Source organism: Pseudomonas sp. SG20052 (genome assembly GCF_031766055.1).
GTDB classification, from domain to species: Bacteria; Pseudomonadota; Gammaproteobacteria; order Pseudomonadales; family Pseudomonadaceae; genus Aquipseudomonas; species Aquipseudomonas mandelii.
In genome coordinates this window covers 6,295,175-6,321,417 of the sequence record NZ_CP134498.1, presented here as the reverse complement: position 1 = coordinate 6,321,417, position 26,243 = coordinate 6,295,175, and the positions used below count along the sequence as shown (strand labels likewise).

Annotated in this window: 22 protein-coding genes and 1 riboswitch; of the genes, 11 read left to right on the top strand and 11 right to left on the bottom strand. The window is 60.3% G+C overall.

What is annotated here, in order from left to right; all coding sequences use genetic code 11:
- The first annotated feature begins 118 nt into the window (after nucleotides 1-118).
- The 3 genes from RHP74_RS29060 (at nucleotide 119) to RHP74_RS29050 (ending at nucleotide 3,310) form a co-directional block, all read left to right on the top strand.
- Nucleotides 119-1,876, top strand: a complete 1,758-nt coding sequence (locus RHP74_RS29060; RefSeq protein ID WP_169857147.1) for a flavin monoamine oxidase family protein — start codon at nucleotides 119-121, stop codon at nucleotides 1,874-1,876.
- A gap of 265 nt (nucleotides 1,877-2,141) precedes the next feature.
- The gene (locus tag RHP74_RS29055) at nucleotides 2,142-2,693 is read left to right on the top strand and encodes a cytochrome b (protein WP_010466911.1); all 552 of its coding nucleotides are present in this window, start codon (nucleotides 2,142-2,144) and stop codon (nucleotides 2,691-2,693) included.
- 32 nt (nucleotides 2,694-2,725) lie between these two features.
- A complete protein-coding gene (locus RHP74_RS29050) occupies nucleotides 2,726-3,310 on the top strand; it encodes a YceI family protein (RefSeq protein WP_010466914.1) in 585 nt (194 codons plus the stop codon).
- A gap of 246 nt (nucleotides 3,311-3,556) precedes the next feature.
- On the opposite strand, the gene RHP74_RS29045 is transcribed toward RHP74_RS29050, so the two are convergent.
- The 4 genes from RHP74_RS29045 to ahcY form a co-directional block, all read right to left on the bottom strand.
- The gene (locus RHP74_RS29045) at nucleotides 3,557-5,434 is read right to left on the bottom strand and encodes a DEAD/DEAH box helicase (RefSeq protein ID WP_311096807.1); all 1,878 of its coding nucleotides are present in this window, start codon (nucleotides 5,432-5,434) and stop codon (nucleotides 3,557-3,559) included.
- Nucleotides 5,435-5,656: 222 nt separating this feature from the next.
- Nucleotides 5,657-6,460, bottom strand: coding sequence for an ABC transporter substrate-binding protein (locus RHP74_RS29040; protein WP_010466917.1), 804 nt, complete (start codon nucleotides 6,458-6,460; stop codon nucleotides 5,657-5,659).
- A gap of 125 nt (nucleotides 6,461-6,585) precedes the next feature.
- Entirely contained in the window at nucleotides 6,586-7,431 is an 846-nt protein-coding gene (metF, locus tag RHP74_RS29035) for a methylenetetrahydrofolate reductase [NAD(P)H] (protein ID WP_010466919.1), read from the bottom strand.
- Between the two features lie 191 nt (nucleotides 7,432-7,622).
- Nucleotides 7,623-9,032 (bottom strand): adenosylhomocysteinase, encoded by a 1,410-nt coding sequence (ahcY, locus tag RHP74_RS29030; RefSeq protein ID WP_077747242.1) that lies wholly within the window; start codon nucleotides 9,030-9,032, stop codon nucleotides 7,623-7,625.
- A 23-nt stretch (nucleotides 9,033-9,055) separates the two neighbouring features.
- A riboswitch (S-adenosyl-L-homocysteine riboswitch) is annotated at nucleotides 9,056-9,158 on the bottom strand.
- A 189-nt stretch (nucleotides 9,159-9,347) separates the two neighbouring features.
- Between ahcY and RHP74_RS29025 the strand changes: the two genes are divergently transcribed.
- On the top strand, nucleotides 9,348-9,752 hold the full coding sequence (locus tag RHP74_RS29025; protein ID WP_010466921.1) for an acyl-CoA thioesterase: 405 nt from the start codon (nucleotides 9,348-9,350) through the stop codon (nucleotides 9,750-9,752).
- 182 nt (nucleotides 9,753-9,934) lie between these two features.
- Complete coding sequence (locus RHP74_RS29020; protein WP_154912931.1) at nucleotides 9,935-10,822, top strand: formate/nitrite transporter family protein; 888 nt, start codon at nucleotides 9,935-9,937, stop codon at nucleotides 10,820-10,822.
- On the opposite strand, the gene RHP74_RS29015 is transcribed toward RHP74_RS29020, so the two are convergent.
- The gene (locus tag RHP74_RS29015) at nucleotides 10,823-12,088 is read right to left on the bottom strand and encodes a sodium:proton antiporter (RefSeq protein WP_010466923.1); all 1,266 of its coding nucleotides are present in this window, start codon (nucleotides 12,086-12,088) and stop codon (nucleotides 10,823-10,825) included.
- A 153-nt stretch (nucleotides 12,089-12,241) separates the two neighbouring features.
- Nucleotides 12,242-13,411 carry an MFS transporter gene (locus RHP74_RS29010; protein WP_077747245.1) on the bottom strand — a complete coding sequence of 390 codons (1,170 nt, stop codon included), beginning with the start codon at nucleotides 13,409-13,411 and terminating at the stop codon, nucleotides 12,242-12,244.
- 284 nt (nucleotides 13,412-13,695) lie between these two features.
- Between RHP74_RS29010 and RHP74_RS29005 the strand changes: the two genes are divergently transcribed.
- Entirely contained in the window at nucleotides 13,696-14,529 is an 834-nt protein-coding gene (locus RHP74_RS29005) for an EamA family transporter (protein WP_010466925.1), read from the top strand.
- Between the two features lie 40 nt (nucleotides 14,530-14,569).
- Nucleotides 14,570-14,953, top strand: a complete 384-nt coding sequence (locus tag RHP74_RS29000) for an MAPEG family protein (protein ID WP_010466926.1) — start codon at nucleotides 14,570-14,572, stop codon at nucleotides 14,951-14,953.
- Nucleotides 14,954-15,098: 145 nt separating this feature from the next.
- Here the strand turns inward: RHP74_RS29000 and RHP74_RS28995 are convergent, their stop codons facing one another.
- The gene (locus RHP74_RS28995; RefSeq protein ID WP_221107589.1) at nucleotides 15,099-16,283 is read right to left on the bottom strand and encodes a murein transglycosylase A; all 1,185 of its coding nucleotides are present in this window, start codon (nucleotides 16,281-16,283) and stop codon (nucleotides 15,099-15,101) included.
- A 128-nt stretch (nucleotides 16,284-16,411) separates the two neighbouring features.
- Here RHP74_RS28995 and RHP74_RS28990 point away from each other — a divergent pair, with 128 nt between their 5' ends.
- Nucleotides 16,412-16,861: a cytochrome c gene (locus RHP74_RS28990; RefSeq protein WP_042932506.1), complete on the top strand. Its 450-nt coding sequence runs from the start codon at nucleotides 16,412-16,414 to the stop codon at nucleotides 16,859-16,861.
- A gap of 79 nt (nucleotides 16,862-16,940) precedes the next feature.
- Here the strand turns inward: RHP74_RS28990 and RHP74_RS28985 are convergent, their stop codons facing one another.
- The 4 genes from RHP74_RS28985 to RHP74_RS28970 all read right to left on the bottom strand — a co-directional run bounded on the left by RHP74_RS28985 (nucleotide 16,941) and on the right by RHP74_RS28970 (nucleotide 21,549).
- Nucleotides 16,941-17,336, bottom strand: coding sequence for a DUF1090 domain-containing protein (locus RHP74_RS28985; protein WP_010466929.1), 396 nt, complete (start codon nucleotides 17,334-17,336; stop codon nucleotides 16,941-16,943).
- 96 nt (nucleotides 17,337-17,432) lie between these two features.
- Nucleotides 17,433-19,106: an NAD-dependent DNA ligase LigB gene (gene ligB / locus RHP74_RS28980; RefSeq protein WP_311096806.1), complete on the bottom strand. Its 1,674-nt coding sequence runs from the start codon at nucleotides 19,104-19,106 to the stop codon at nucleotides 17,433-17,435.
- A 238-nt stretch (nucleotides 19,107-19,344) separates the two neighbouring features.
- Nucleotides 19,345-20,535 carry a methionine adenosyltransferase gene (gene metK, locus RHP74_RS28975; protein WP_010466931.1) on the bottom strand — a complete coding sequence of 397 codons (1,191 nt, stop codon included), beginning with the start codon at nucleotides 20,533-20,535 and terminating at the stop codon, nucleotides 19,345-19,347.
- Between the two features lie 18 nt (nucleotides 20,536-20,553).
- Nucleotides 20,554-21,549 carry a metalloregulator ArsR/SmtB family transcription factor gene (locus tag RHP74_RS28970; protein ID WP_010466932.1) on the bottom strand — a complete coding sequence of 332 codons (996 nt, stop codon included), beginning with the start codon at nucleotides 21,547-21,549 and terminating at the stop codon, nucleotides 20,554-20,556.
- 273 nt (nucleotides 21,550-21,822) lie between these two features.
- On the opposite strand from RHP74_RS28970, the gene tkt reads away from it, so the two are divergent.
- The 3 genes from tkt to RHP74_RS28955 all read left to right on the top strand — a co-directional run bounded on the left by tkt (nucleotide 21,823) and on the right by RHP74_RS28955 (nucleotide 26,214).
- Nucleotides 21,823-23,820 carry a transketolase gene (tkt, locus tag RHP74_RS28965; RefSeq protein ID WP_154912929.1) on the top strand — a complete coding sequence of 666 codons (1,998 nt, stop codon included), beginning with the start codon at nucleotides 21,823-21,825 and terminating at the stop codon, nucleotides 23,818-23,820.
- A 160-nt stretch (nucleotides 23,821-23,980) separates the two neighbouring features.
- On the top strand, nucleotides 23,981-25,033 hold the full coding sequence (gene epd / locus RHP74_RS28960; protein WP_010466935.1) for an erythrose-4-phosphate dehydrogenase: 1,053 nt from the start codon (nucleotides 23,981-23,983) through the stop codon (nucleotides 25,031-25,033).
- A gap of 17 nt (nucleotides 25,034-25,050) precedes the next feature.
- The gene (locus RHP74_RS28955) at nucleotides 25,051-26,214 is read left to right on the top strand and encodes a phosphoglycerate kinase (protein WP_311096805.1); all 1,164 of its coding nucleotides are present in this window, start codon (nucleotides 25,051-25,053) and stop codon (nucleotides 26,212-26,214) included.
- Nucleotides 26,215-26,243 lie beyond the last annotated feature (29 nt).

Sequence of the window (26,243 nt, the reverse complement as noted above, 5' to 3'; positions counted from 1 at the left end):
TGTATAGGTCGATAGACGTCGCTGGCGGCCTTTTGATGGCTGACGTATTCTTCGCGGTTCTTTGAGTCGTCTGACTCGTAAAACCGCTATTTCCTCGTGTATTTCCGGAGTTCGCTGAATGTCTGCTGGTTGGCTGCGCGCCTGTGCGCTGGTGATGTTGGGGCTGTTCAGCGTGTCTGCGCTGGCCAAGGATAAAACGGCGATCGTGATCGGCGGCGGGCTCTCGGGCCTTACTGCCGCTTATGAACTACAGAACAAAGGCTGGCAGGTGACCTTGCTGGAAGCCAAGCCGAGCCTGGGCGGTCGCTCCGGTATGGCCACCAGTGAGTGGATCGGCAACGACAAGACCCAACCGGTGCTGAACAAATACGTATCGACCTTCAAGCTGAGCACCACGCCAGCCCCTGAATTCGTGCGGACCCCGAGCTACCTGATCGATGGCGTGTATTACACCGCCGCCGACCTGGCCACCAAGGAACCGGCCACCGCCGAAGCCCTCAAGCGCTACGAAAAGACCTTGGACGATCTGGCGCGTTCGATCGAAGATCCACAGAACCCGGCGGCCAACAGTACGCTGCACGCTCTGGATCAGATCAACGTTTCCAACTGGCTCGACCGTCTGAGCTTGCCAGCCACGGCACGCCAGTTGGTGAACCAGCAGATTCGTACCCGTTACGACGAACCTTCGCGCCTGTCGCTGCTGTATTTCGCACAGCAGAGCCGTGTTTACCGTGGCGTCTCCGACCGTGATCTGCGCGCTTCGCGCCTGCTCGGCGGCAGCCCGGTACTGGCCCAGGCCTTCGTCAAACAGCTGAAAACCATCAAGACCAGCTCTCCGGTGTCGTCCATCAACCAGGACAAGGACGGTGTGACCGTCAAAGTCGGCAGCGTTGGCTATCAGGCTGACTACGTGGTGGTGGCCGTGCCGTTGCGCGCCCTGAACAAGATTCAGATGATCCCGGCGCTGGACGCCCAGCACCTGGGTGCCATCAAGGGCACCAACTACGGCTGGCGTGACCAGATCATGCTGAAGTTCAAGACGCCAGTGTGGGAAAGCAAGGCGCGCATGTCCGGCGAGATCTACAGCAACACCGGCCTGGGCATGTTGTGGGTCGAGCCGGCGCTGAAGGGTGGCGCCAACGTGGTGATCAACCTGTCCGGCGACAACGCACGGGTGATGCAGGCGTTCGGCGACAAGCAGATGGTCGACCAGGTGCTGATTCGTCTGCACGCGTTTTATCCACAGGCGCGCGGTTCGTTCACCGGTTATGAAATCCGCCGCTACAGCACCGACCCGTCGATGGGCGGCGCTTACCTGGCCTTCGGCCCGGGCCAGATCAGTAAATACTGGCGTCTGTGGGAACGCCCGCTGCAACGCGTAGCGTTCGCTGGCGAACACACCGACACCTTGTACCCAGGCACGCTGGAAGGCGCATTGCGCACCGGTCAACGTGCAGCCAGTCAGGTTGAAGACCTGGCGGCGGGCAAGTCGTTTGAGCCTGCGAAGGTTGTGCCGGCAGCGACCGCTGTAGCGGCCGGCGCGGTGGCGGCGAAGAAAGGCAACTTCTTCACCAACCTGTTCGGTGGTTCGTCCGATGACGACAAGAAGCCGGAACCGGTCAAGGCACCAGAGCCAGTGGCGCCGACACCTGCTCCAACGCCGGCACCGACTCCAGCACCTGCACCGGTTGAAGCGCCGAAGCCTGTGGTCCCGGTGAAAGCCGAGCCGGCCAAGAAAGCCCCGGTGAAAAAGCCTGCTGCCAAGACCGAAGCCAAAAAAGCGCCGGCCAAAGCCCCGGCGAAGAAGGCTGAAACCGCGAAGAAACCAGCGGCAAAAACTTCTACGACCCCGGCGACGGAAACCAAAGCGCAGTAAGCTTTTGGCACTCAAAGAAACGCGGCAGACATGCCGCGTTTTTTTATGCCTGAAAGAAACCAATCACAAGAATCGAATAAATCTTGTGGCGCAGGTGTTCCATGGCTGGACTTCATTTTTTATTACACATTGGTCTTTAATCTTTCCTTAACGACTCTATTTCAGACTCTTGATCGTATTTCTCGATATTTCAAAGCGAAATTTTCCGCTTTAATTCGATAGATAACTCGATAGTCTTGGTCGCAGTTCTCACAGGATTTGGGCAATGCAGCTACGTAATTCTTCTTCCCGCTACGGTTGGGTCAGCGTCTTCATGCACTGGGGCGTGGCGCTGGCGGTCTTCGGTTTGTTCGCGCTGGGCTTGTGGATGGTCGGTCTCGACTACTACAGCACCTGGCGCAAAGACGCGCCGGAATTGCACAAGAGCATTGGCCTGGTGTTGTTGGCTGTCATGGTCCTGCGGGTGTTGTGGCGCTTTATCAGCCCGCCACCGCCGACACTGGAGACATATAGCCGCATGACGCGTCTCGGCGCCAAGTTCGGTCATTCGTTCCTGTACTTCAGCCTGTTTGCTGTGATGATTGCCGGATACCTGATTTCCACCGCAGACGGTGTCGGGATTTCGGTGTTTGGCCTGTTTGAAATTCCTGCGCTGGTTTCCGGACTACCGGACCAGGCAGACACCGCCGGTGTGATTCATCTGTATCTGGCGTGGGCGCTGGTAATTTTTTCCGGTCTCCACGCGTTGGCAGCATTGAAGCACCACTTTATCGATCGTGATGCGACCCTCAATCGAATGCTGGGCCGCAAAGCCTGAAGTTCAACCTCGACTCCAAAGGAATAGAAAGCATGTTGAAAAAAACACTCGCTGCTGTGGCAATCGGTTCGGCTCTGCTGTCCGCTAACGTGATGGCGGCTGACTACGTCGTCGACAAAGAAGGCCAGCACGCCTTCGTTGACTTCAAGATCAGCCACTTGGGATACAGCTACATCACCGGTACCTTCAAGGACATCGACGGCAAGTTCAGCTTCGATGCGGCCAAGCCGGAAGCGAGCAAGATCGAGTTCAACGTCAACACCGCCAGTGTGTTCACCAACCATGCCGAGCGCGACAAGCACATCGCCAGCAAAGACTTCCTGGACGGGTCCAAAGCCAAGTTCGTCTCCACCAGCGTTAAATCCACCGGCAAAAACGCCGCTGGTAAAGACACTGCCGACGTGACCGGCGACCTGACCATCCTTGGCGTGACCAAGCCAGTCGTGGTCAAGGCTACCTTCCTGGGCGAAGGCAAGGATCCATGGGGCGGCTACCGTGCCGGCTTCGAAGGCACCACCAGCATCAAGCGTTCCGACTTCGGCAAGCAGAAAGACCTGGGCCCAGCGTCCGATGCCGTCGAGTTGTACGTTTCGTTTGAAGGTGTGAAGGCGAAGTAATTTTCGCCCCTGACACGAAAACGCCCCCGATCTCGCGATCGGGGGCGTTTTTTATGGCCGAACATAATCTGCGTCGCACCCAAAATCCTGTAGGAGCGAGGCTTGCCCGCGAAAGCGCCAGCGGCCTCTCCACAGAAATCCGGTTGACCCCTTCGCGGGCAAGCCTCGCTCCTACAGGGGGTTGCGTCAGGCCAAAAAAATGCCCCGGGTCGTGAGAGCCGGGGCATTTTTTATGGCAGTGTTAAATCAGCGATTGCGGGTCAGCAACGCTGGCTTCTCACCGCGTGGACGGCCTGGCAGTTGATCAAGTTGCTCTGGAGTCGGGAAACGATCGGTTTTCGACTCCTTGTGAATGATCTTCGGTGCCGGGCCGCGCGGGTTTTGCACGGCCGGTTCCGAACGCGGCTGGTCGTCGGTGCGAGCCGGACGACGGTTGCGGGACTCTTCACGACGGGCCTGGCCGTCACGTGGAGCGCCGTTACGTGGGCCACTGCGCTTGGCCGGCGGCGTGCCGGTGGTGGCGCCGTCGCTGCTGCGCGGACCGTTTTGGCGACCCTGAGGCTTGCCGCCGGTGCGTGGAGCACCTGCGCCGGCTGCCGCGCCTGGTGCCGGAGCACCCGGACGGCGGCCACGGCCCTGAGCCGGTTTGGCTTGAGGCACGTAGTCAACGCGGTTACCGAAGTTATCCACATCGTCGTCCAGGAACTCATCCGGAGCACGATCAACGGCAGCACGAGGAGCCGGACGCTGTTGCTCGCGAGCCGGGGTGCCTTCGCGTGGCTTGTGTTCACGGGCCGGGCGATCGCCACGGCCAGTGGCGGGCGCTTTTTCTTTGCCGCCCTTGTCCTTGCCCTTGTCTTTACGACCGCCGCCACCGCCGGTGCCGTTCGGGCCGTCGCCGCGCGGGCCACGTGGGTTACGTGGGTTACGCACATCCGGACGCTCGCGAACTTCCGGTTTCTCGGCTTCTACAGCGCTGGAGTCGAAGCCCATCAGGTTGCCATCGGCAATCTTCTGCTTGGTCATGCGCTCGATGCTTTTCAGCAGCTTTTCTTCGTCCGGGGCGACCAGCGAGATCGCCTCGCCCGAACGACCGGCGCGGCCGGTACGGCCGATACGGTGAACGTAATCTTCGTCGACGTTCGGCAGCTCGAAGTTGACCACGTGTGGCAACTGGTCGATGTCGAGGCCGCGAGCGGCGATGTCGGTGGCGACCAGAATGCGCACTTCACCGGCCTTGAAGTCGGCCAGGGCTTTGGTGCGGGCGTTCTGGCTCTTGTTGCCGTGGATCGCGACGGCGCTGAGGCCGTGTTTGTCCAGGTACTCGGCCAGACGGTTGGCGCCGTGCTTGGTGCGGGTGAACACCAGGACCTGTTCCCAGGCGCCAGCGGTGATCAGGTGCGCCAACAGCGAACGCTTGTGGTTGGCTGGCAGGCGGAAGACGCGTTGCTCGATGCGCTCGACCGTGGTGTTCGGCGGTGTGACTTCGATGCGTTCCGGGTTGTGCAGCAGCTTGCCGGCAAGGTCGGTGATGTCTTTGGAGAAGGTCGCCGAGAACAGCAGGTTCTGACGTTTGCTCGGCAGGCGAGCCAGGACCTTCTTCACGTCATGGACAAAGCCCATGTCGAGCATGCGGTCGGCTTCGTCCAGCACGAGGATTTCCACGTGGGACAGATCGACGCTGCCTTGGCCGGCGAGGTCGAGCAGGCGGCCAGGGCAGGCCACCAGCACGTCGACACCACGGGACATGGCCTGAACCTGCGGGTTCATGCCGACGCCGCCGAAGATGCAGGCGCTGACGAACTTCAGGTCACGGGCATACACCTTGAAGCTCTCGTGTACTTGAGCCGCGAGTTCGCGGGTAGGGGTCAGGACCAGTACGCGCGGTTGGCGCGGGCCGTGACGCTGGGATTTGTCCGGGTGACCGTTGGGGAACAACCGCTCCAGAATCGGAAGGGCGAAGCCGCCGGTTTTACCAGTACCTGTCTGAGCCGCGACCATCAGGTCGCGACCTTGCAACACGGCGGGGATAGCCCGCTGTTGCACCGGAGTAGGCTCGGTATAGCCCGCTGCCTCGATGGCGCGGACTAAAGCCTCGGAGAGACCGAGGGAAGCAAAGGACATGAGTAATCCTGTTTTAGTTAGGGCTTGGCCCAATGGGAGTCTTGCCTGGCGCGAATGGCGTTTAAGAGGAACGCAATCCCGTCCGGTCCTGCTGGGCCTTGAAAGCTCGTCTGGAGCGCTCGCGCGGGCTGAAAAGCTGCGCTGTAGCGGATCGAGATGCCTTGAACAAGTCCGAGCGTCCGGGCGTGAGCCTGGCGGGAAGGCCGGAGTATAACAGAGCAATCACTGCGCGCCGCTTTCCTGCTGCTCAACGGTTTTTTCGGTGGTGGTGGCGGCGGCTTGCACCCCCGGGCCTGCGCCATAACGGGCGCTGAGCTCAGCGTAGGCGGGCTCGCGCTTGAAGCGCTTGAGTTCGGCACCGAAACGCTGCACCAGCAAATCCATGCCGGCGTTACGGCGTACCGCCAAAAACTGGCTCTGGCGGCTGATGACGGTGGGGTTTTCGGTGATCTTGTCGCGGATGCCCAATTCGTCGAGCAAGTGCTGCCCGACCCGGCGATCAGTGATCAGCAGGTCGATCCGCCCGCGCACCAGTTTGCCGAAGTTGGCTTCATGGGTTGGCGCCGGCTCCCGGGTGAACAGAGTCGACTCGCTGAAATCCTTGCTATAGAGGTAGCCCGGCGAGGTGCCGACGGTCAGGCCTTTCAGGTCGTCGAGGGTGCGGAACGGATGGGGCCGCTCATTAGCGTAGAACATCACGAACTCGACTTCCGACAGCGGTTCGCTGGGGTAGAGCAAGGTAGCGTCGCGTTCATCGCTGTGAAAAATGTCCAGCGCTCCATCCGCCTGGCCCGTTTCAAGCATCGACAGGCAGCGTTTCCATGGCAGGAACTGCCAGTCCACTTCGATCCCCAGGCGTTTGAACACGATCGCCGTGGTTTCGTAATCCAGGCCCAGGGATTTGCCGTTTTCCTCATAGACATAAGGCGCCCACGGCTCGGTGACAATGCGCAGCTTCTCGCCCCGGGCGGCAAAGCTCAGGCAAGAGAATAGAAACACGGTGAGTAACTGTGCGATCAGAGGCATGGCTTGAGATTACGACGAGAAGTCATAAAGAGCCAGAAATCGGATCCAGAAGCTCTGGCCCGAGGCGCAATCCATAAAAAAGGCCCTGGATTGCGCCAGAGCCTTCATTGGAGTGCTGCACTGTTTCAGCGCGGCAGCTTCAGGTTGTTCCACACCGCCAGGCTCGCTTCAGCCTGGTTCAGTGTGTAGAAGTGCAGCCCCGGTGCGCCACCTTGCAGCAGGCGTTCGCACATTTCGGTGATGACTTGCTCACCAAAGCCTTGAATGCTCTGGGTGTCGTCGCCGTAGGCTTCCAGCTGTTTGCGGATCCAGCGCGGGATTTCCGCACCGCAAGCGTCGGAGAAACGCGCGAGCTTGCTGTAGTTGGTGATCGGCATGATCCCCGGCACGATCGGGATGTTCACGCCCATCGCCCGTACACGCTCGACGAAGTAGAAGTAGCTGTCGGCGTTGAAGAAGTACTGGGTGATCGCACTGTCGGCGCCAGCGTTAGCCTTGCGCACGAAGTTGTTCAGATCGTCTTCGAAATTGCGCGCTTGCGGATGCATCTCCGGGTAGGCGGCGACTTCGATGTGGAAGTGATCGCCGGTTTCTTCACGAATGAACTCAACCAGGTCGTTGGCGTGGCGCATTTCGCCGCTGGCCATGCCCATGCCGGATGGCAGGTCACCGCGCAGGGCAACGATACGCTTGATGCCGGCTGCCTTGTATTGAGCCAGCAGGCCGCGCAGGTCGTCCTTGCTGTCGCCAACGCAAGACAGATGCGGCGCAGCCGGGACTTTGACTTCGCTTTCGAGCTGCAACACGGTGTTGAGCGTGCGATCACGGGTCGAACCGCCAGCGCCATAAGTGCAGGAGAAGAAATCGGGGTTGTACGTGGCCAGCTGACGGGCAGTGGCGAGTAGCTTTTCATGCCCAGCGTCGGTCTTCGTAGGGAAGAACTCGAAGCTGTAGCGACGGTCTTGGGACATGGAGGGAACCTCCAGCTACAAGCTGCAAGCTGCGAGCTGCAAGAGAAGCGGAGGTGCGCTGATCTCTTGTGCCTGGAGCCTGCTGCCTGAAACTGTTTTGGAATAGGGGCAGAGCTCTCGAGCTTCGCGCGGCAAGTTCGGCTTTTGACCTTGCTTGCCGCTTGAAGCTTAAAGCTCGCAGCTGCTTTGTCTTAGTAGCGGTAAGCGTGCGGCTTGAACGGACCTTCGACGGTCACGCCGATGTAGTCGGCCTGGGTCTTGGTCAGTTGAGTCACAACGCCGCCGAAACCGCGGACCATTTCCAGGGCCACTTCTTCGTCGAGTTTCTTCGGCAGTACTTCAACGGTCAGGCGCTCGGCTTTCTGGGCTGGCGACAGGTCGGCGTACTTCTGGCCGAACAGGAAGATCTGCGCCAGAACCTGGTTGGCGAACGAACCGTCCATGATGCGGCTTGGGTGACCGGTAGCGTTACCCAGGTTAACCAGACGGCCTTCGGCCAGCAGGATCAGGTAGTCGTCGTTCTGGGCATCGAATGCGCCAGGGCCGGTACGGTGAATTTTGTGAACCTGCGGCTTCACTTCTTCCCATGCCCAGTTCTTGCGCATGAAAGCGGTGTCGATTTCGTTGTCGAAGTGGCCGATGTTGCAGACAACAGCGCGCTTCTTCAGGGCTTTGAGCATGTTTGCATCGCAAACATTGACGTTGCCGGTGGTGGTCACGATCAGGTCGATCTTGCCCAGCAGGGCTTTGTCGATGCTGGCTTCAGTACCGTTGTTGATACCGTCGATGAACGGCGAAACCAGCTCGTAGCCGTCCATGCAGGCTTGCATGGCGCAGATCGGGTCGACTTCGGAGACCTTGACGATCATGCCTTCCTGACGCAGGGACTGAGCGGAGCCCTTGCCCACGTCACCGTAACCGATGACCAGCGCTTGCTTGCCGGACAGCAGGTGGTCAGTACCACGCTTGATCGCATCGTTCAGGCTGTGACGGCAGCCGTACTTGTTGTCGTTCTTGCTCTTGGTTACCGAGTCGTTGACGTTGATGGCCGGGATTTTCAGCTCGCCCTTGGCCAGCATGTCCAGCAGGCGGTGAACGCCAGTGGTGGTTTCTTCGGTGACGCCGTGGACGCGGTCCAGGATCGCCGGGTATTTCTTGTGCAGCAGCTCGGTCAGGTCGCCGCCGTCGTCGAGGATCATGTTGGCATCCCAAGGCGCGCCATCTTTGAGGATGGTTTGCTCCAGGCACCACTCGTACTCTTCTTCGGTTTCGCCTTTCCAGGCATAAACCGCGATACCGGCAGCTGCGATAGCGGCAGCGGCCTGGTCTTGAGTCGAGAAAATGTTGCAGGACGACCAACGCACTTCGGCACCCAGGGCAACCAGGGTTTCGATCAGCACGGCAGTCTGAATGGTCATGTGGATGCAGCCAAGGATCTTGGCGCCTTTGAGTGGCTGCTCACCGGCGTACTTGCGGCGCAGACCCATCAGGGCTGGCATTTCGGATTCGGCGATGATGGTTTCGCGACGGCCCCAGGCAGCCAGGGACATGTCGGCCACTTTGTAATCGTTAAAATCTGCAGGCGTGATAACAGCGCTCATGATGAGCCTCCATTCGTAATGTATGCGAATGGGCGCCGTTGTGCGTTTAGTGTCCGGCCGATCATGGCCAGTCAACGCCCCATCCGAGCCTGACAGGTCGAACCTGCTGCAGCGCCCCTCGGACAGGTGGCGGGAAAACGGTAGTAGCCGTTTTAAATCGGTGGCGATTATAGCTTCCTTTGTCCGGCTAGTGGCAAGTGACAAGCTACAAGCGGCAAGCAACAGCGAATCTGCATTTACTTGCAGCTTGGCGCTTAAAACTTGAAGCTGGGGGCAGAACTCTATCGCTCAAACGCCTCAAACCTGGAGCCCCCTATGAATTTCCACACCCGCAAATGGGTAAAACCCGAAGACCTCAACCCCAACGGCACACTGTTCGGCGGTAGCCTGTTGCGCTGGCTCGACGAAGAAGCGGCGATCTACGCCATCGTCCAGCTGGGCAATCAGCGAGTGGTCACCAAGTACATTTCCGAGATCAACTTCGTCAGCGCCTCGCGCCAGGGCGACATCATCGAACTGGGCATCACTGCCACCGAGTTCGGTCGTACCTCGATAACCCTGAAATGCGAAGTACGCAACAAGATCACCCGCAAAAGCATCCTGACGGTGGATAAGATTGTCTTCGTCAACCTGGGTGAAGACGGCTTGCCCGCGCCGCACGGCCAGACCGAGATCAAGTACGTCAAAGACCAGTTCAAGGACGACGTCGCCAGCGAGTAATGCGAGCCCCCGTAGGAGCGAAGCTTGCTCGCGAAGGCGTCATTTGTGTCACCAGCAATACCGAGGTGAACCCTTCGCTGGAAAGCCTCGCTCCTACAGAGCCAGTTTCGTTGGACGGTCAGTGAACAGCTCCGGGCCGCGCGTGTCGTACCTACATGACACATCACCTGTTCCGGAGCGCTATGGACATCAAGCAAGACGGCAAGACCCCAAACCTGTCGCCGGAAGAACAGCACGACGTCGACAAAAATCAGCCACCGCGGGCCGCGGTGCTGCATGAAATCATCCGCACCCAGGGCGATCAGGAGCTCGAACGCAGCGTCGCCGCCTTGTGGTGGTCGGCACTCGCCGCCGGCCTGACCATGGGCCTGTCGCTGATGGCCATGGGACTGCTCAATTCTCGACTGCCGGACGGTGAAGGCTTCAAGGTGATCGCCAGTTTCGGCTATTGCGCTGGCTTTCTTGCGGTAATCCTCGCCCGTCAGCAGTTGTTCACCGAGAACACCCTGACGGCCGTGCTGCCGATCATGACCAAACCCACACTGAACAATTTCGGGCGATTGCTACGCCTGTGGTCGGTGGTGCTGGTCGGCAACCTCTGCGGCACGCTGCTCGTGGCCTACGTGATGCTCAATCTGCCGATTTTCGACAGCAAGACCGACCTGGCCTTCCTCGATATCGGGCGCAAGATCATGGAAAACGACGCCAGCCAGATGTTCGCCAAAGGCATCGTGTCGGGCTGGATGATTGCCACCATGGTCTGGATGATCCCGTCCATGGAGAGCGCCAAGATGTGGATCATCATCCTCATCACTTACCTGATGGCGCTGGGGGATTTCACCCACATCGTGGTCGGTTCGGCCGAGGTCTCGTACCTGGTGTTTGCCGGCGAATTGCCGTGGAAGGATTTCTGGCTGGTGTTCGCCGGGCCGACGCTGGCGGGGAACATCATCGGCGGCAGCTTCATCTTCGCGCTGATCAGCCACGCGCAGATCCGCAGCGAGAGCGGTCCGCCGAAGAAGACGGCGGATCAGGCGTCAGAGCCTGATCCGCAGAAGAGCAAAAAGTAATCAGTGATGCTCGGCCTGTGCCGCTGGCGCAGGCTCATCCCGGGTCACGTGCTTGACCAGTTTGCCGATGCTCAAACCCTGCAGCAGGATCGACGACAGCACCACGATGTAGGTGATGCTCAGCAGCAAGTCGCGCTCCGGGCCCAGCGGCAGGGCCAGGGCCAGGGCCACCGAAACACCGCCGCGCAAACCACCCCAGGTCAGAATCCGGATTGTCCCGCGCGGCACGGTGCGCCAGCGCCGCAGCAGCACGATGGCCGGCGCGACCGTCAGCAGGCGCGAAAGCAGAATCGCCAGTGCCAGCAAACTCGCCGCCAGCACGTGCAGCCAATTGAACGGTAGCAGCAACAGCTCCATGCCGATCAGAGCGAACAGCAGGGCGTTGAGCATGTCATCGAGCAATTCCCAGAAGCCGTCCAGGTACTTGCGCGTCATGTCGTTCATCGCCAGGTTGCGGCCCAGGTTACCGATGATCAGACCCGCGACGACCATCGCGATGGGGGCGGACACATGCAGCTCCGACGCCATGGCCGAGCCGCCGATCACCAGCGCCAGGGTCAGCATGACCTCGATCTGATGCTGCTCGATGCTCTTGATCATCAGGTACACCAGATAACCGATCAGCCCACCGAACAGCACGCCGCCAATCGCCTCATGGGCGAACAGCATCGCTGTGGCGCCGACGGTCGGGGTCTCGCCGAGTTGCGCAATGCCCAGCAACACGGTGAACACCACCACGGCCGTGCCGTCGTTGAACAGCGACTCGCCGACGATGGTGGTTTTCAGAGGCTTGGACGCATTGGCAGTCCGTAGCACGCCGAGGACCGCGATCGGGTCGGTGGGGGAAATCAGCGCACCGAACAGCAGGCAATAAAGGAAGCTCACGTGCCAGCCGAACAGGGCAAAAATGTAATAGGCGAGGCTGCCGATCACCGCCGTGGCGATCAATACGCCGAAGGTCGCCAGCAGCCCGATAGGCCAGCGGTAGCTGCGCAGGTCATTGAGGTTGACGTGCAGGGCGCCGGCGAACAGCAGGAAGGAAAGCATCCAGTTCATCAGCAGATCGCCAAAGTCGATCTGGCTGATCAGTTGCTGAATGCGCTCTTCGAGGCCGGGGTAGCCGAGCAAGCTCAGGCCTTGCAGCAGCAGGGAAAACATCAGCGCGGTGACCATGACCCCGATGGTCGGAGGCAGGCCGATGAAGCGGAAATTCACGTAGGTGAGGAGTGTGGTCAGGCAGATAAAGGCAGCGACAAGTTCGAGCATCCGGGGGGTTAAGGCAGTTGCACCGAGTCAGTTTCTTCGCGAGCAGGCTCGCTCCCACATGGAATTCGGTCGTACACAGAATCTGTGTGCACTGGAGATCCACTGTGGGAGCGAGCCTGCTCGCGATAGCGGTGTCAGCAGCGACGCAATGATTCAGCCGGACACATTGACCGCAGTCGCACCGCGGCGTTGCAGATAGATGTAGAACAGCGCGGTCAGCACCGTCAGGCCACTGACCAGCGCACCGGTCCACGGCAGATCCGCCAGATCCGCACCGCTGGCAACCACCAGCCCGCCGATCCACGCACCTGCTGCGTTGCCAAGATTGAAGGCGCTCTGGTTCAGCGTCGAGCCAAGGTTCGGCGCTTCATGCGCCTGATCGATGATCAGCAGTTGCAGAATCGGGCACAGGGCAAACGCGAAAATCCCCCACAGCACCAGTGTGATCGCCGCCGGAATCACCGAGTGACTGGTCTGGCTAAAGGCAGCCAATACCACCGCCACGGCCAGCGCCATGCCCACCAATGAAGGCAGCAATCGGCTGTCCGCCAGGCGACCACCCAGCATGCTGCCCGCCGTCAGGCCGACGCCAAACAACAACAGCATAATCGTCACGCCATGGGGGCTGACACCGGTGATGTCCTGCAGAATCGGCGCGATGTAGGTGAACACGCTGAACAGACTGGTCGACGCCAGCACGCTCATGCCCAATGCCAACAACACATTGACCTTGCCCAGTACTTTGAACTCGCTGGCGAGGTTGGCTTTGTCCATCGCGATGTCCTTCGGCAGCCAGAGCCACTGCGCGAGCGCTGCAATCACCCCGATCACCGAGACCGCCCAGAACGTCGAACGCCAACCGGCGTATTGCCCGAGCGCGGTGCCCAACGGCACGCCGAGCACATTGGCCAGCGTCAGGCCGGTGAACATCATGGCAATGGCCTGCGCCCTTTTGTTCGGTGCAACCAGGCCCGCCGCGACTACCGAGCCAATGCCGAAGAACGCACCGTGGCACAGCGCGGTGACCACTCGCGCGGCCATCAACGTGGCATAGTTCGGTGCCAATGCGCACAGCACGTTGCCGAGGATGAACATCAGCGTCATGCCCAGCAGCGTGGCTTTGCGCGGCATGTTGGCGGTGCCGATCGCAAGAATCGGCGCGCCGAACACCACGCCCAAGGCGTAGCCGGTGATCAGCAGACCGGCGTGGGGAATGCTCACGGCGAGGTCGCGGGCGACGTCGGGCAGCAAACCCATGATGACGAATTCAGTGGTGCCGATGCCGAACGCGGCAACAGCGAGGGCGAGCAAGGCGAGTGGCATGCGCAAGGTCTCTGTCGGTAGTCTTGACGCTTTGATCAGGCATACGCATGCCGATGACCGTTCTCGATGAGCGCGGGCAGGGGCAGAAATTATTGGAATTAGTCTGTGCGCAACTGAGTGCGGCGTGGTCGCTTGCAGTATAAACAGCTGCTGACATATGGCGAATCAATTATCCACGCGTGTCCTGTAGGAGCCAGGCTTGCCGGCGAAGGCGTCCTTGAGATTGCCTTCGCCGGCAAGCCTGGCTCCGACAGGGGCGCGGCGGTCAATAAAAGGAGCGTGCCGTGCTTGCGACGGCTTTGGTGTTGGTGGCGGCGCTGTTGCACGCGGCGTGGAATACCCTGATCAAATTCAGCGCCGAACGGCTGCTGGTGGTGGCCTGCATGGATAGCGTCGCGATGCTGTTTGTCGCCCTGATGCTGCCGTTCGTGGCGCTACCACCGATTGAAATCTGGCCATGGATTCTGGCGTCGGCGGCGTTCGAACTGCTCTATCGCTATCTGCTGATCCAGGCGTATCGGGTCGGCGACCTCGGGTTGGTCTATCCGTTGATGCGTGGGCTGTCGCCGCTGGTGGTGCTGGCACTGACGCTGATCTTCGCTGGCGAAGTGCTGACGAATCAGCAGATCTTCGGAATCCTGTTGATTCCGTTTGGCATGCTGTGCCTGCTCTGGCAGGGCGGTGGTGGTGCGCGTCTGCCGTGGTCGATGTTGCCGGTGGTGGCGCTGATCGGCCTGTGCATCGGCTGCTACACCTTCATCGATGGCCAGGCGTTACGGCGCTGGTCGCACCCTCTGGACTATCTGGTCTGGGTCACGTTGCTCAGCGCTTGGCCGTTCCCGTTGCTGGCGCTGGTAAGCAAGCGCACGGCGTTCATGCTGTTTTGGCGTGAACAGTGGCGGCTGGGGCTGGCGGTCGGGTTCTGCGTGTTGTTCAGCTACGCTTTGGTGCTGTGGGCAATGCAGCTGGGGTCGATTGCCGAAGCGGCGGCGTTGCGCGAGATCAGCGTGATTCTGGTGGTGCTGTTCGGCATGCGTTACCTGAAAGAACCTTTCGGCAGGCCAAGGCTCTTAGCCTGTGGGCTCGTACTGATCGGTATTTTGGTCATGAAGTTCTAACGGGCACTCAACATTCCAAAACTGAAGAAAGGACTGCTTTATGACGGTTGCTCTGTGGTGCGTTTTGATCGCGATTTTCCTGCCCTATCTCTGCACGGTCATCGCCAAGGTCAGTGGCAGGTTCAGGCTGCAAGACAACCATGACCCCCGGGACTTTCTCGAGTCGCTCAATGGTCTGGGCAGGCGCGCGCATGCGGCGCAACTGAACAGCTTTGAAGTGACCCCGGCGTTTGCGATCGCGGTGATTGTTGCGCATCTGGTGGGCACGGCGCAGTTGGTGACGGTCAACGTGCTGGCGGTGCTGTTTATCACCAGTCGGCTGCTGTACATCATTTGCTACCTGGCGGACTGGGCGATATTGCGGTCGCTGGTGTGGTTTGTGGGGATGGGGTTGATTGCCAGTTTCTTTGTGGTGTCGGTCTGAAAGTATTGCGGTGATTTGTCTGGCCTCATCGCGAGCAGGCTCGCTTCCACAGTTGATCTTCAGTGAACACAAATGCTGTGTACAACCGAGATCTACTGTGGGAACGAGCCTGCTCGCGATGACTATCTAACTGCAAATACAAGGCTTACGGGTTGGCCTTCGCCGCATCGGCAACCTGCGGCACTTGCGGCAACGCCGCGCCTTTAGGCCAGAGCATCCAGATCTGCCCTTGCTGTTTCATGTCCCCGGCCAATTGCCCGGCCGCCTCGCCAGTGCCCCAGAACAGATCCGCACGCACTTCGCCGGCAATCGCGCCGCCAGTGTCTTGCGCCGCCACGGGCCGTATCAGTGCAGTACCGTCCGGTTTTGTCGTGGATAACCACAACAGGCTGCCCAGCGGAATGACTTTGCGGTCCACTGCCGCGCTGTAACCGGCCGTCAGCGGAACGTTCAGCGAGCCGCGTGGCCCTTCGTTGCTGTCCGGGTTGCGAGTGAAGAACACGTAACTGGGGTTGCTGCCCAGCAGTTCCGGAATGCGCGACGGATTGGCTTTTGCCCACGTGCTGATGGCGCCCATGGTCACGTCTTCCTTCTTCAGCTCGCCTTGCTCCACCAGCCAGCGCCCGATGGGGCGATAGGGATGGCCGTTCTGGTCAGCATAGGCAATGCGCAGTTGGCGGCCGTCGTCGAGCTGGATGCGACCCGAACCCTGGATTTGCAGGAATTGCAGGTTCATCGGGTCGGTCAGCCACGCAACCACTGGCGCTTTTACTCCATTGGTCTCAATCGTTGCCGCATCGTCATAAGGCTTGAGCACGCGACCTTCGAGGCGTCCGCGCAGGCGTTTGCCTTTGAGTTCCGGGTAGATGCTGTCCAGCGAGACAATGATCATGTCCTCGGGCACGCCGTACACCGGAATGTTCGCCACTTCGGTCTGGGTCAGGCTGCCCGGGTAGACCGGCTCGTAATAGCCGGTGATCAAACCGTTGGGATTGTCATTGGCGGCGCGCAGGCCGTAGACGTCGAGGTTCTGCTTGAGGAAGCCGCGAATGTCGCTGGCGGTCTGCGGCACATTGGCGGAAGCCGCGCAGGTCGATCCCCAGACCGGGTCGGCCTTGAGTCGGGTGCAGGCGCTACGCCACGAGCCGAAGCCGGCGACCAGGTCGGTGTCGGACACCGCCGGCAATGCTTCCCAGCTGGTACTGGAGTAGGTCGCCAGGGCGTGGGTTTTAGGGGTGTCTTTATCGCCGCCGGTGCAGCCGGCGAGCACGGCCACCATTGGAAGAGTCCACACGAGGTGGTGACGCCATGCCTTGAAACGGCTGTTCATGGAGTAATTCCTTTGTCGGTTGCCTGAGTGCTCCATGCGCTCAAACAACCCGTATTGATAATAGGGCTATTGGTCTTTGCCGATGACACGAGGATACTGGCCGCCGTTTCCCGTGACCTGAAGCCACCATGACTCTTAAAAGACTTTCTGTTGTATTGCTGGCCTGCCTGACCTTGTCTGCCTGCGGTGGCGTTGATCCGAATTCGCCGCTGGGACAACGCAAGGCGATCTTCAAACAGATGCTCAAGACCGGTGAAGACCTGGGCGGTATGTTGCGTGGTCGTATCCCGTTCGACGGTCCGAAATTTGCCGAAGGCGCCGTGAAACTCGACACCTTGTCCCGTGAGCCTTGGAAACATTTCCCGCAAGTGCGTGAAGAAGATCACAGCAGCGCCAAGGACAATGTGTGGCAGCAGCAGGCACGCTTCCAGGACATGGCCCGCACCCTTGAAGCCGCCACCGGTGAATTGGTGATTGCCAGCAAGGTTCAGCCTTACAAGGCCAGTAACCTGGGCCCGGCGGTGCAGAAAGTCGAAGATGCCTGTAGTGCCTGCCATAAAGAGTTTCGGGATCATTGATTGGCAATGCATTCCTGTGGCGAGGGGGGGCGTTCCGACAAGCCCCTCGTCACAAAAGCTCCCTCGCTCAATTCGGGGGTTACTTGTCCAACTCGTCGAGCGCGTTCTGCAATTCCTTTCGGGACTCGGCAAGTTTGTCTTTGCGCTTGTTGATCTTGTCCGGATCGCCTTTCTTCATGGCCTTGTCCAGATCGGCCTGGCGCTGGCTGACTTCATGCTTGGCGTCGAGCACCTTGTTTTCCCGTTCTTTCTTCAGCGAGGCGTCGGTGCAATGGGTGGTGACTTCGCTCAGGGCTGTTTCGAGGCCAGCCTGCTGTTCAGCATTGCCGTGGGATTTGGCCAGTTCGATCTGATTGATGATCCCCTGTTTCTTGGCGGCGCAGCCGGTCAGCCCCGGGGCTTCTTCGGCGGCCATCAGGGGAGCGGCCATCACGCTGCAAAGGGTCAGCAAGGCGAGTGGTGAAAGAAATTTCATAAAAGCTCCAAGTGCGAAGACAATCGGGTCGATGTGGCGATGGGCGTTTGAGCCCGTCGGCCCCTTTGGGTTCCCGGGCTGCCGGGGGCTCGGCGTTTAAAAGCCGTCAATCCCGGCCATACGTAATGTTTGACTCAGTGCCAGGACGTGCGGGTCGCGGAAAAAGGCGCTCAATTGCGCTGCGCGTCCCGGGCCGATACCTGCTTCTGCCTGCCATTGTTCGGTGCTTCTATTCGCCAGTTCCTGCCATGAATCGGCAAGCCGTGCCTGGCCGGTCGGCGGCAACCCCAAGGCTTTGAGCCAGCGAGCGAAAGGGCGTTGCCGGGCGCTGTTGAAGCTGTTTAGAAGACGAGCCGCGCTGCGTTCGCCGAAGCCATCAATGTTAGCAAGCTCTTGAGCATCGAGGGTCAACCAATCCAACAGGCTGTCGAGGCGGCCTGTTTCGAAAAGTTTCTCCCAGGTGCCAGGGCCGAGATGGGGCAAAGCCAGTCCTTGCTTGCCGCTGAGCCAGGTCAGGCGCGCGAGGAATTGGCTCTCGCAGCCTGATGTCGGTTGCCAGCAACTCAAATGGTGAAAGTCTGCTGCCGATGGCACGTTTAATTCAGTGCGTTCGGTACTGCGCAGCACGACGCCATCGAGCCTTGGAATGGTCAGTCCCGCCAGGCTGATGGACACCTGATCCCCAGGGCGGACATCCAGCTCTTCCCAGCGTCGCAGGGAGCTGACGCTTACCCGTTTGATCTGTCGGTCATCCAGCTTCACCGGCGTCAGGTCCAGCACCGGAGTAATCCGCCCCGTGCGACCAATCTTGAAGTGGACCTTGCGCACTTCGGCCAGTGCCTGGGCGAACGGATACTTCCAGGCAACGCTCCAGAAGGAGGGGCGCGCCTGCCAGCGTTCTGCCGGTGGTCGCTGGCTCTGACGCAAAACGACGCCGTCACTGGCGAAGGGCAGTGGCGTGCGATACCAGTGATCGCGCCATCGTTCAGCGTCGGCGAACACCTTGATCGGCTGACTGTAGGGCGCCGTGCCCGGAAAACCCATTTCATCGAGAGCCGCCACGCGCGCCGGCAGGCTTGCCGGGCCTTGCGGCCAATCCCAGACAAACAACCCGATACCACCTGCCTGCTCGGCGGTCAGCTCTTTGCGGGCCATCAACCCGGCCACCGTGGAGCGGGCGTTGAGGCTGCCTGCCTTGGCTTGCACATGGTCGGTCAGGCGCCAGTAGAGTTCGCCTTGCACCAGCACATCCAATGGTTGCGGCAGATGCCGGGGAATGGCCGCAATCTGTCGGGCCGAGGCGGTCCAGTCCTGGCCATTGACGCCGTCACCGCGGCTGATCGCCTGATGCAGCGAGCCGTTGCGATAGATCAGCGTCACGGCCACGCCGTCGACCTTGGGTTGTATCCAGATGTCATTGCGCTCGCGTAGCCAATGCTCGACTGCTCCGCCATCACGCAGTTTTTCCAGGCCGGTGTGAGCGATGGGGTGGGCCATCTTGCCGCCCGCCGTGCGCAAGGGGTCGGGCGCCAGACTCAAATCAAAGCACTCACGCCATTCGCTCAATCGCGCGCGGGATTGATCATAGATTTCATCGGCGACCAGCGAGCGTCCGTGGCGGTGATAGTTGTCGTCCCAGAAATCGATCTGTTTTTGCAGGGCAGTGATTTCGTCCAGGGCGCGGGCGGGTGACCAGTCGGGGCAGTCGGCAGCGTTCGAACTCAGGCAAAGCAGGGTCAGGAACAAAGCGGAAAACAGGCGCAGAAGCATCGTGAGCGTCCTTGCTCAGGGGGGATGCTTGAAGGTTAGTCAGTATTTTTTTTAGGAAGGAGTGGGTGTTTTGCCTGGTGTTTCCGGGCTGGATCTTCAGTGAGGGCAAAGCTGGCGCATGACAGGACTAATGTGGGAGCGAGCCTGCTCGCGATGGGGGCGATCCGGTGTAAAGCGAAACCAATAAAAAGCCCCGCACGGCGAACCGTGCGGGGCTTTTGGTACCGCCAGGAAAGTCTTACAGGCCGGCTGCAGTACGCAGGTCGTCGGCGCGGTCGGTCTTTTCCCAGGTGAACGTGGTGAAGGTGTCTTCGCCCACAGTCTTGGTTGCCGGGGTGCGACCGAAGTGGCCGTACGCAGCGGTTTCCTGGTACATCGGGTGCAGCAGGTCGAGCATGGTGGTGATCGCGTATGGACGCAGGTCGAAGATTTCGCGGACCAGTTTGACGATCTTGTCGTCGCTGATCTTGCCGGTGCCGAAGGTGTTCAACGAGATCGAAGTCGGCTGGGCAACACCGATCGCGTAGGAAACCTGAATCTCGCAACGCTCGGCCAGGCCGGCCGCAACGATGTTCTTGGCCACGTAACGACCGGCGTAGGCTGCCGAACGGTCAACCTTCGATGGATCCTTGCCGGAGAACGCGCCGCCGCCGTGACGGGCCATGCCGCCGTAGCTGTCGACGATGATCTTGCGACCGGTCAGGCCGCAGTCACCCACCGGGCCACCGATGATGAACTGGCCAGTCGGGTTGATGTGGAACTGGGTGTCTTTGGTCAGCAGTTCGGCAGGCAACACGTGCTTGACGATCAGCTCCATCACGCCTTCGCGCAGGTCTTTGTACGACACTTCAGGGTTGTGCTGGGTCGACAGTACAACGGCGTCGATACCGACGACCTTGCCGCCTTCGTAACGGCAAGTCACTTGCGACTTGGCGTCCGGGCGCAGCCAAGGCAGCAGGCCGGATTTACGGGCTTCGGCCTGGCGCTGCACAAGCTGGTGCGAGAAAGTGATCGGTGCTGGCATCAGCACGTCGGTTTCGTTGCTGGCGTAGCCGAACATCAGGCCCTGGTCGCCAGCGCCCTGATCTTCAGGCTTGGCACGGTCGACACCCTGGTTAATGTCAGGGGACTGCTTGCCGATGATGTTCATCACGCCGCAAGTGGCACCGTCGAAGCCGACATCGGAGCTGTTGTAGCCGATGTCCAGAATGACGTTACGCACGATCTCTTCCAGGTCGACCCAGGCCGACGTGGTGACTTCACCTGCGATGATTGCCACGCCGGTTTTAACCAGGGTTTCGCACGCTACGCGGGCGAACTTGTCTTCAGCAATGATGGCGTCCAGCACCGCATCGGAAATCTGGTCGGCGATTTTGTCCGGGTGCCCTTCGGACACGGACTCGGAGGTGAAGAGGGAGTATTCGCTCATCTCGATTTTTTCCTGAATTTACCGATGGTGAGTGTCGCCAGCCGGTCGCTGAAAATGGCGGACCTGGATCTGGAAACCATTACGTAAGCCTACATAGAGGCTTTCCCCGGGAACGAGTCCCGCAGCGGTGGCCCAACGGGCCAAATCGTCCTGTTCAAACCCCAACCACAGATCACCGCAGGCCTCCCTGGCCCAACTCTGGTTGTGGCTACATAACTCTGTCACGAGCAGGCTACCGCCCGGTTGCAGCAAGTCGGCCATGTGCTTGAGTGCTTCGGCCGGCGCGGCGAAATGGTGCAGCACCATGTTCAGTACAACGCAATCGGCCTTGAGGCTCACGCCATTCAATGCATCGGCCAGTTGCAGGCTGACGTTAGCCAGCGTTTCACGTTCGCAGACCTGGCGCGCCAGTTCGAGCATCGCCGGGCTGTTGTCCAGCGCCGTGACCTCGGTGAAGCGGCGCGCCAGTTCCGGCAGAAACTCACCGTCGCCGGGGCCGACTTCAATGGCCGTCGCGCCGTCTCTGAAACTCAGCTTGTCAAGCAGCGCCACCACGCTTTCGCGGTATTGCGGCAGGCCGGCGATCAAGTCTTGCTGGGCACGAAACTTCTCCGCCACCCGTGAGAAAAAGTCCTGGCTGGCCGCCGCTCGTTGTCCATGGACCTGAGCGATCCGCGACTGCACATCGGCCGGCAACGTCAGGTTGTCCACTTCTTCGAGCAAGGCGGCGTGCAGCTTGCCGCCCAGCAGGTCGGTGTGGGGCAGGGCGCGACGGTAGAAAATCGCGTTGCCTTCACGGCGGGTCGCCACCAGGTCGGCCTGGGCCAGGACCTTGAGGTGGTGGCTCATGCCGGACTGACCGATACCGAAGATCTGCGCCAGTTCCAGTACGCCAAACGAATCGTTGGCCAGCGCACGCAATACATTCAGCCGCAGAGGATCACCGCCGGCCTTGCACAGGGCCGCCAGCTCATCGCAATCGTCATGTTGAATGGAAGGCACGCGTAAATTCATAAGGCCAGCAGTCTAGTGACGCTCAGAAATCACCGCAAGGGCAATATCAAAAAGTTTTGATATTGGTCGATAGATGGCACTTCCAGACGTTAGGTTCAGTCAACAAACGAACTGCAGAAAGGTTTCATCAGTCGAAACCGCTGTTAACAATTGGAAAAACGCCTCCAGATGACTATCTGTCATTGCCCCGAGGCGGGTGGGTGAGGGAAAATGCTCGCCTTTTTTCCGTTTCGTTTTATTCACTCTCGATACAGAACCCGCAGGAGAACAGCGATGCCCAGCCGTCGTGAGCGTGCCAACGCCATTCGTGCCCTCAGCATGGATGCCGTGCAAAAAGCCAACAGCGGCCATCCCGGTGCCCCGATGGGTATGGCGGATATCGCCGAAGTACTTTGGCGTGACTACCTGAAGCACAACCCGAGCAATCCATCGTTCGCCGACCGTGACCGCTTCGTGCTGTCCAACGGTCACGGCTCGATGTTGATCTACTCGCTGCTGCACCTGACCGGCTACGACCTGTCGATCGATGACCTGAAAAATTTCCGCCAACTGCACAGCCGCACCCCGGGTCACCCGGAATTCGGCTACACCCCGGGCGTTGAAACCACCACCGGTCCTCTGGGCCAAGGCTTGGCCAACGCCGTCGGTTTCGCCCTGGCTGAAAAAGTCCTGGCGGCGCAGTTCAACCGTCCTGGCCACAATGTTGTCGATCACCACACCTACGTGTTCCTGGGTGATGGCTGCATGATGGAAGGCATTTCCCACGAAGTTGGCTCCCTGGCCGGTACATTGGGCCTGGGCAAGCTGATCGCTTTCTACGACGACAACGGCATCTCCATCGATGGCGAAGTCGAAGGCTGGTTCACCGACGACACGCCTAAGCGTTTCGAAGCCTACAACTGGCAGGTGATCCGCAACGTCGACGGTCATGACCCGGAAGAGATCAAGACCGCGATCGAAACCGCGCGTAAAAGCGATCAGCCAACCCTGATCTGCTGCAAGACCACCATCGGTTTCGGTTCGCCGAACAAGCAAGGTAAAGAAGACTGCCACGGCGCCCCATTGGGTGACGCGGAAATCGCCTTGACCCGTGCCGCGCTGAAATGGAACCACGGCCCGTTCGAAATCCCGGCTGACATCTATGCCGAGTGGGACGCCAAGGAAGCTGGCCGCGCGGCCGAAGCCGAGTGGGATCAGCGTTTCGCTGCCTACTCTGCGGCTTTCCCTGAGCTGGCCAACGAACTGGTCCGTCGCCTGGGCGGCGATCTGCCAGAAGACTTCGCGGAAAAAGCCTCGGCTTACATCGCTGAAGTTGCGGCCAAGGGCGAGACCATCGCCAGCCGTAAAGCCAGCCAGAACGCACTGAATGCCTACGGCCCGCTGTTGCCTGAACTGCTCGGCGGCTCCGCTGACCTGGCCGGTTCCAACCTGACCCTGTGGAAAGGTTGCAAAGGTGTTTCGGCTGAAGACGCCAGCGGCAATTACATGTACTACGGCGTTCGCGAATTCGGCATGAGCGCGATCATGAACGGCGTGGCCCTGCACGGCGGTCTGGTGCCTTACGGCGCCACCTTCCTGATGTTCATGGAATACGCCCGCAACGCCGTGCGCATGGCTTCGCTGATGAAGAAGCGCGTGGTGTTCGTCTACACCCACGACTCCATCGGTCTGGGCGAAGACGGCCCGACTCACCAGCCGATCGAGCAACTGACCAGCCTGCGCAGCACACCGAACCTCGACACCTGGCGTCCAGCCGATGCCGTTGAATCGGCCGTTTGCTGGAAACAGGCCATCGAGCGCAAGGACGGCCCTTCGGCGCTGATCTTCTCGCGTCAGAACCTGCAGCATCAGGAACGCAGCGCGCTGCAGATCGCGGATATCGCCCGTGGCGGTTACGTGTTGAAGGACTGTGCAGGCGAGCCTGAGCTGATCCTGATCTCCACCGGTTCGGAAGTCGGTCTGGCGGTTCAGGCCTACGACAAGCTGACCGAGCAAGGTCGCAAGGTGCGTGTTGTTTCGATGCCGTGCACCAGCGTGTTCGATGCCCAGGACGCCGGCTACAAGCAAGCGGTTCTGCCGTTGCAAGTCAGCGCCCGTATCGCCATCGAAGCCGCGCACGCGGACTACTGGTACAAGTACGTGGGCCTGGAAGGCCGCGTGATCGGCATGACCACCTACGGCGAGTCGGCGCCTGCGCCTGCCTTGTTCGAAGAGTTCGGCTTTACCCTGGAAAACATCCTGGGTCAGGCTGAAGAGCTGCTGGAAGACTGATCCAGAAGTAGCGTTATCGGGGCTGAAGTCTTCGCGGGCAAGCCTCGCTCCTACAAGGGATCGCGTTGTTTTCAAGACAACCGAAGACCTGTAGGAGCGAGGCTTGCCCGCGGAGGCGGCAGTCCAGGCAACCTCATTCCCAAGCGTCATCGAGAACCCCATGCCTCAACCGCGTCCTTACAAAGTTGCACTCAACGGCTACGGCCGGATTGGTCGTTGCGTCTTGCGTGCGTTGTTTGAGCGAGGCTCGGCGGCCGGGTTTGAAATTGTTGCGATCAACGATCTGGCTGACATGGCCAGCATCGAATACCTGACACGCTTCGACTCCACTCACGGGCGCTTTCCCGGCGAAGTGCGAGTAGAGGGCGATTGTCTGCATATTAATGGTGACTGCGTGAAAGTCCTGCGCAGTGCCACCCCCGAAGGCATCGATTGGGCGTCCCTGGGCGTCGATCTGGTGCTGGAGTGCTCCGGCGCTTACCACACGCGTGCCGATGGCCAGCGTTTCCTCGACGCCGGCGCACCCCGCGTGCTGTTTTCCCAGCCGATGGCCAGTGAGGCGGATGTCGACGCCACCATCGTCTACGGCGTAAACCAGGATTGCCTGACCGGCGATGAGCTGCTGGTGTCCAACGCGTCCTGCACCACCAACTGCGGCGTTCCGCTGTTGCGTCTGCTGGATCAGGCCATTGGTCTGGAATACGTGTCGATCACCACCATTCACTCGGCAATGAACGATCAGCCGGTCATCGACGCCTATCATCACGAAGACCTGCGCCGCACGCGTTCGGCGTTCCAGTCGGTGATTCCGGTGTCCACTGGTCTGGCACGTGGCATCGAACGCCTGCTGCCGGAACTTGCCGGGCGAATTCAGGCCAAAGCCGTGCGGGTGCCGACGGTTAACGTGTCTTGCCTCGACATAACGATGCAGACCGTCAGCGACACCGACGCCACCGAGGTCAACCGGATTCTGCGCGAGGCTGCCACCAGCGGCCCGCTCAAAGGCCTTCTGGCCTACACCGAGCTTCCCCATGCAAGCTGTGATTTCAACCATGACCCACATTCGGCCATCGTCGATGCCAGTCAGACCCGAGTTTCCGGCCCACGGCTGGTGAACATCCTGGCCTGGTTCGACAACGAATGGGGTTTTGCCAACCGAATGCTGGACGTTGCAGAACACTATCTGCAAACAGCTATTTCCAAAAAACAGTAACCCAGGAATTGCGACCCATGACCGTGTTGAAGATGACCGACCTCGATCTGCAAGGTAAGCGCGTACTGATCCGCGAAGACCTCAACGTCCCAGTCAAGGACGGTGTTGTCACCAGCGATGCGCGAATCCTGGCTTCGCTGCCGACCATCAAGCTGGCCCTGGAAAAAGGCGCGGCCGTGATGGTCTGCTCGCACCTGGGTCGTCCGACCGAAGGCGAATTCTCAGCCGAGAACAGCCTCAAGCCAGTCGCTGACTACCTGACCAAGGCCTTGGGCCGCGAAGTGCCGCTGGTCGCCGATTACCTGGGCGGCGTTGACGTGAAAGCGGGCGACATCGTGCTGTTCGAAAACGTGCGCTTCAACAAAGGCGAGAAAAAGAACGCTGACGAACTGGCCCAGCAATACGCCGCCCTGTGCGATGTGTTCGTGATGGACGCCTTCGGCACCGCTCACCGCGCCGAGGGTTCGACCCATGGCGTGGCCAAGTTCGCCAAAGTCGCCGCCGCTGGCCCGCTGCTGGCAGCTGAGCTGGACGCACTGGGCAAAGCCCTTGGCGCCCCGGCCCAGCCGATGGCTGCTATCGTTGCCGGTTCCAAGGTCTCGACCAAACTCGACGTCCTGAACAGCCTGAGCCAGATCTGCAACCAGCTGATTGTCGGCGGCGGTATCGCCAACACCTTCCTGGCCGCTGCCGGTCACCCGGTCGGCAAGTCGCTGTACGAGCCGGACCTGCTGGACACCGCTCGCGCCATCGCCGCCAAGGTCAGCGTGCCGCTGCCGGTCGATGTCGTGGTGGCCAAGGAATTCGCTGAAAGCGCGACCGCCACCGTCAAGCTGATTGCTGACGTAGCCGCCGACGACATGATCCTGGACATCGGCCCGCAGACCGCGGCGAATTTCGCCGAGCTGCTGAAGTCGTCCAAGACCATCCTGTGGAACGGTCCGGTGGGCGTGTTCGAATTTGACCAGTTCGGTAACGGCACCAAAGTGCTGGCCCAGGCCATCGCGGAAAGCTCGGCGTTCTCCATCGCTGGCGGCGGCGACACCCTGGCTGCCATCGATAAATATGGCGTTGCCGACCAGATCTCCTACATTTCTACCGGCGGCGGCGCGTTCCTCGAGTTCGTGGAAGGCAAGGTCTTGCCTGCCGTTGAAGTCCTGGAAAGCCGGGCCAAGGGCTGAGGTCATTCATTTGGCCACGCAAAGGAGTG

Excerpts from the sequence above, each read along its gene's own strand:
- RHP74_RS28985 (WP_010466929.1), bottom strand. The coding sequence starts at position 17,336 with ATGAAATTTCTTTCACCACTCGCCTTGCTGACCCTTTGCAGCGTGATG.
- RHP74_RS28955 (WP_311096805.1), top strand. The coding sequence starts at position 25,051 with ATGACCGTGTTGAAGATGACCGACCTCGATCTGCAAGGTAAGCGCGTA.
- RHP74_RS29040 (WP_010466917.1), bottom strand. The coding sequence starts at position 6,460 with ATGCCTCTGATCGCACAGTTACTCACCGTGTTTCTATTCTCTTGCCTG.
- RHP74_RS29045 (WP_311096807.1), bottom strand. The coding sequence starts at position 5,434 with ATGTCCTTTGCTTCCCTCGGTCTCTCCGAGGCTTTAGTCCGCGCCATC.
- metF (WP_010466919.1), bottom strand. The coding sequence starts at position 7,431 with ATGTCCCAAGACCGTCGCTACAGCTTCGAGTTCTTCCCTACGAAGACC.
- RHP74_RS29020 (WP_154912931.1), top strand. The coding sequence starts at position 9,935 with ATGGACATCAAGCAAGACGGCAAGACCCCAAACCTGTCGCCGGAAGAA.
- tkt (WP_154912929.1), top strand. The coding sequence starts at position 21,823 with ATGCCCAGCCGTCGTGAGCGTGCCAACGCCATTCGTGCCCTCAGCATG.
- RHP74_RS29015 (WP_010466923.1), bottom strand. The coding sequence starts at position 12,088 with ATGCTCGAACTTGTCGCTGCCTTTATCTGCCTGACCACACTCCTCACC.
- metK (WP_010466931.1), bottom strand. The coding sequence starts at position 20,535 with ATGAGCGAATACTCCCTCTTCACCTCCGAGTCCGTGTCCGAAGGGCAC.
- RHP74_RS29050 (WP_010466914.1), top strand. The coding sequence starts at position 2,726 with ATGTTGAAAAAAACACTCGCTGCTGTGGCAATCGGTTCGGCTCTGCTG.
- RHP74_RS28995 (WP_221107589.1), bottom strand. The coding sequence starts at position 16,283 with ATGAACAGCCGTTTCAAGGCATGGCGTCACCACCTCGTGTGGACTCTT.
- RHP74_RS29025 (WP_010466921.1), top strand. The coding sequence starts at position 9,348 with ATGAATTTCCACACCCGCAAATGGGTAAAACCCGAAGACCTCAACCCC.
- RHP74_RS29055 (WP_010466911.1), top strand. The coding sequence starts at position 2,142 with ATGCAGCTACGTAATTCTTCTTCCCGCTACGGTTGGGTCAGCGTCTTC.
- RHP74_RS29000 (WP_010466926.1), top strand. The coding sequence starts at position 14,570 with ATGACGGTTGCTCTGTGGTGCGTTTTGATCGCGATTTTCCTGCCCTAT.
- RHP74_RS29010 (WP_077747245.1), bottom strand. The coding sequence starts at position 13,411 with ATGCCACTCGCCTTGCTCGCCCTCGCTGTTGCCGCGTTCGGCATCGGC.
- epd (WP_010466935.1), top strand. The coding sequence starts at position 23,981 with ATGCCTCAACCGCGTCCTTACAAAGTTGCACTCAACGGCTACGGCCGG.
- ligB (WP_311096806.1), bottom strand. The coding sequence starts at position 19,106 with ATGCTTCTGCGCCTGTTTTCCGCTTTGTTCCTGACCCTGCTTTGCCTG.
- RHP74_RS29060 (WP_169857147.1), top strand. The coding sequence starts at position 119 with ATGTCTGCTGGTTGGCTGCGCGCCTGTGCGCTGGTGATGTTGGGGCTG.
- RHP74_RS28990 (WP_042932506.1), top strand. The coding sequence starts at position 16,412 with ATGACTCTTAAAAGACTTTCTGTTGTATTGCTGGCCTGCCTGACCTTG.
- ahcY (WP_077747242.1), bottom strand. The coding sequence starts at position 9,032 with ATGAGCGCTGTTATCACGCCTGCAGATTTTAACGATTACAAAGTGGCC.
- RHP74_RS28970 (WP_010466932.1), bottom strand. The coding sequence starts at position 21,549 with ATGAATTTACGCGTGCCTTCCATTCAACATGACGATTGCGATGAGCTG.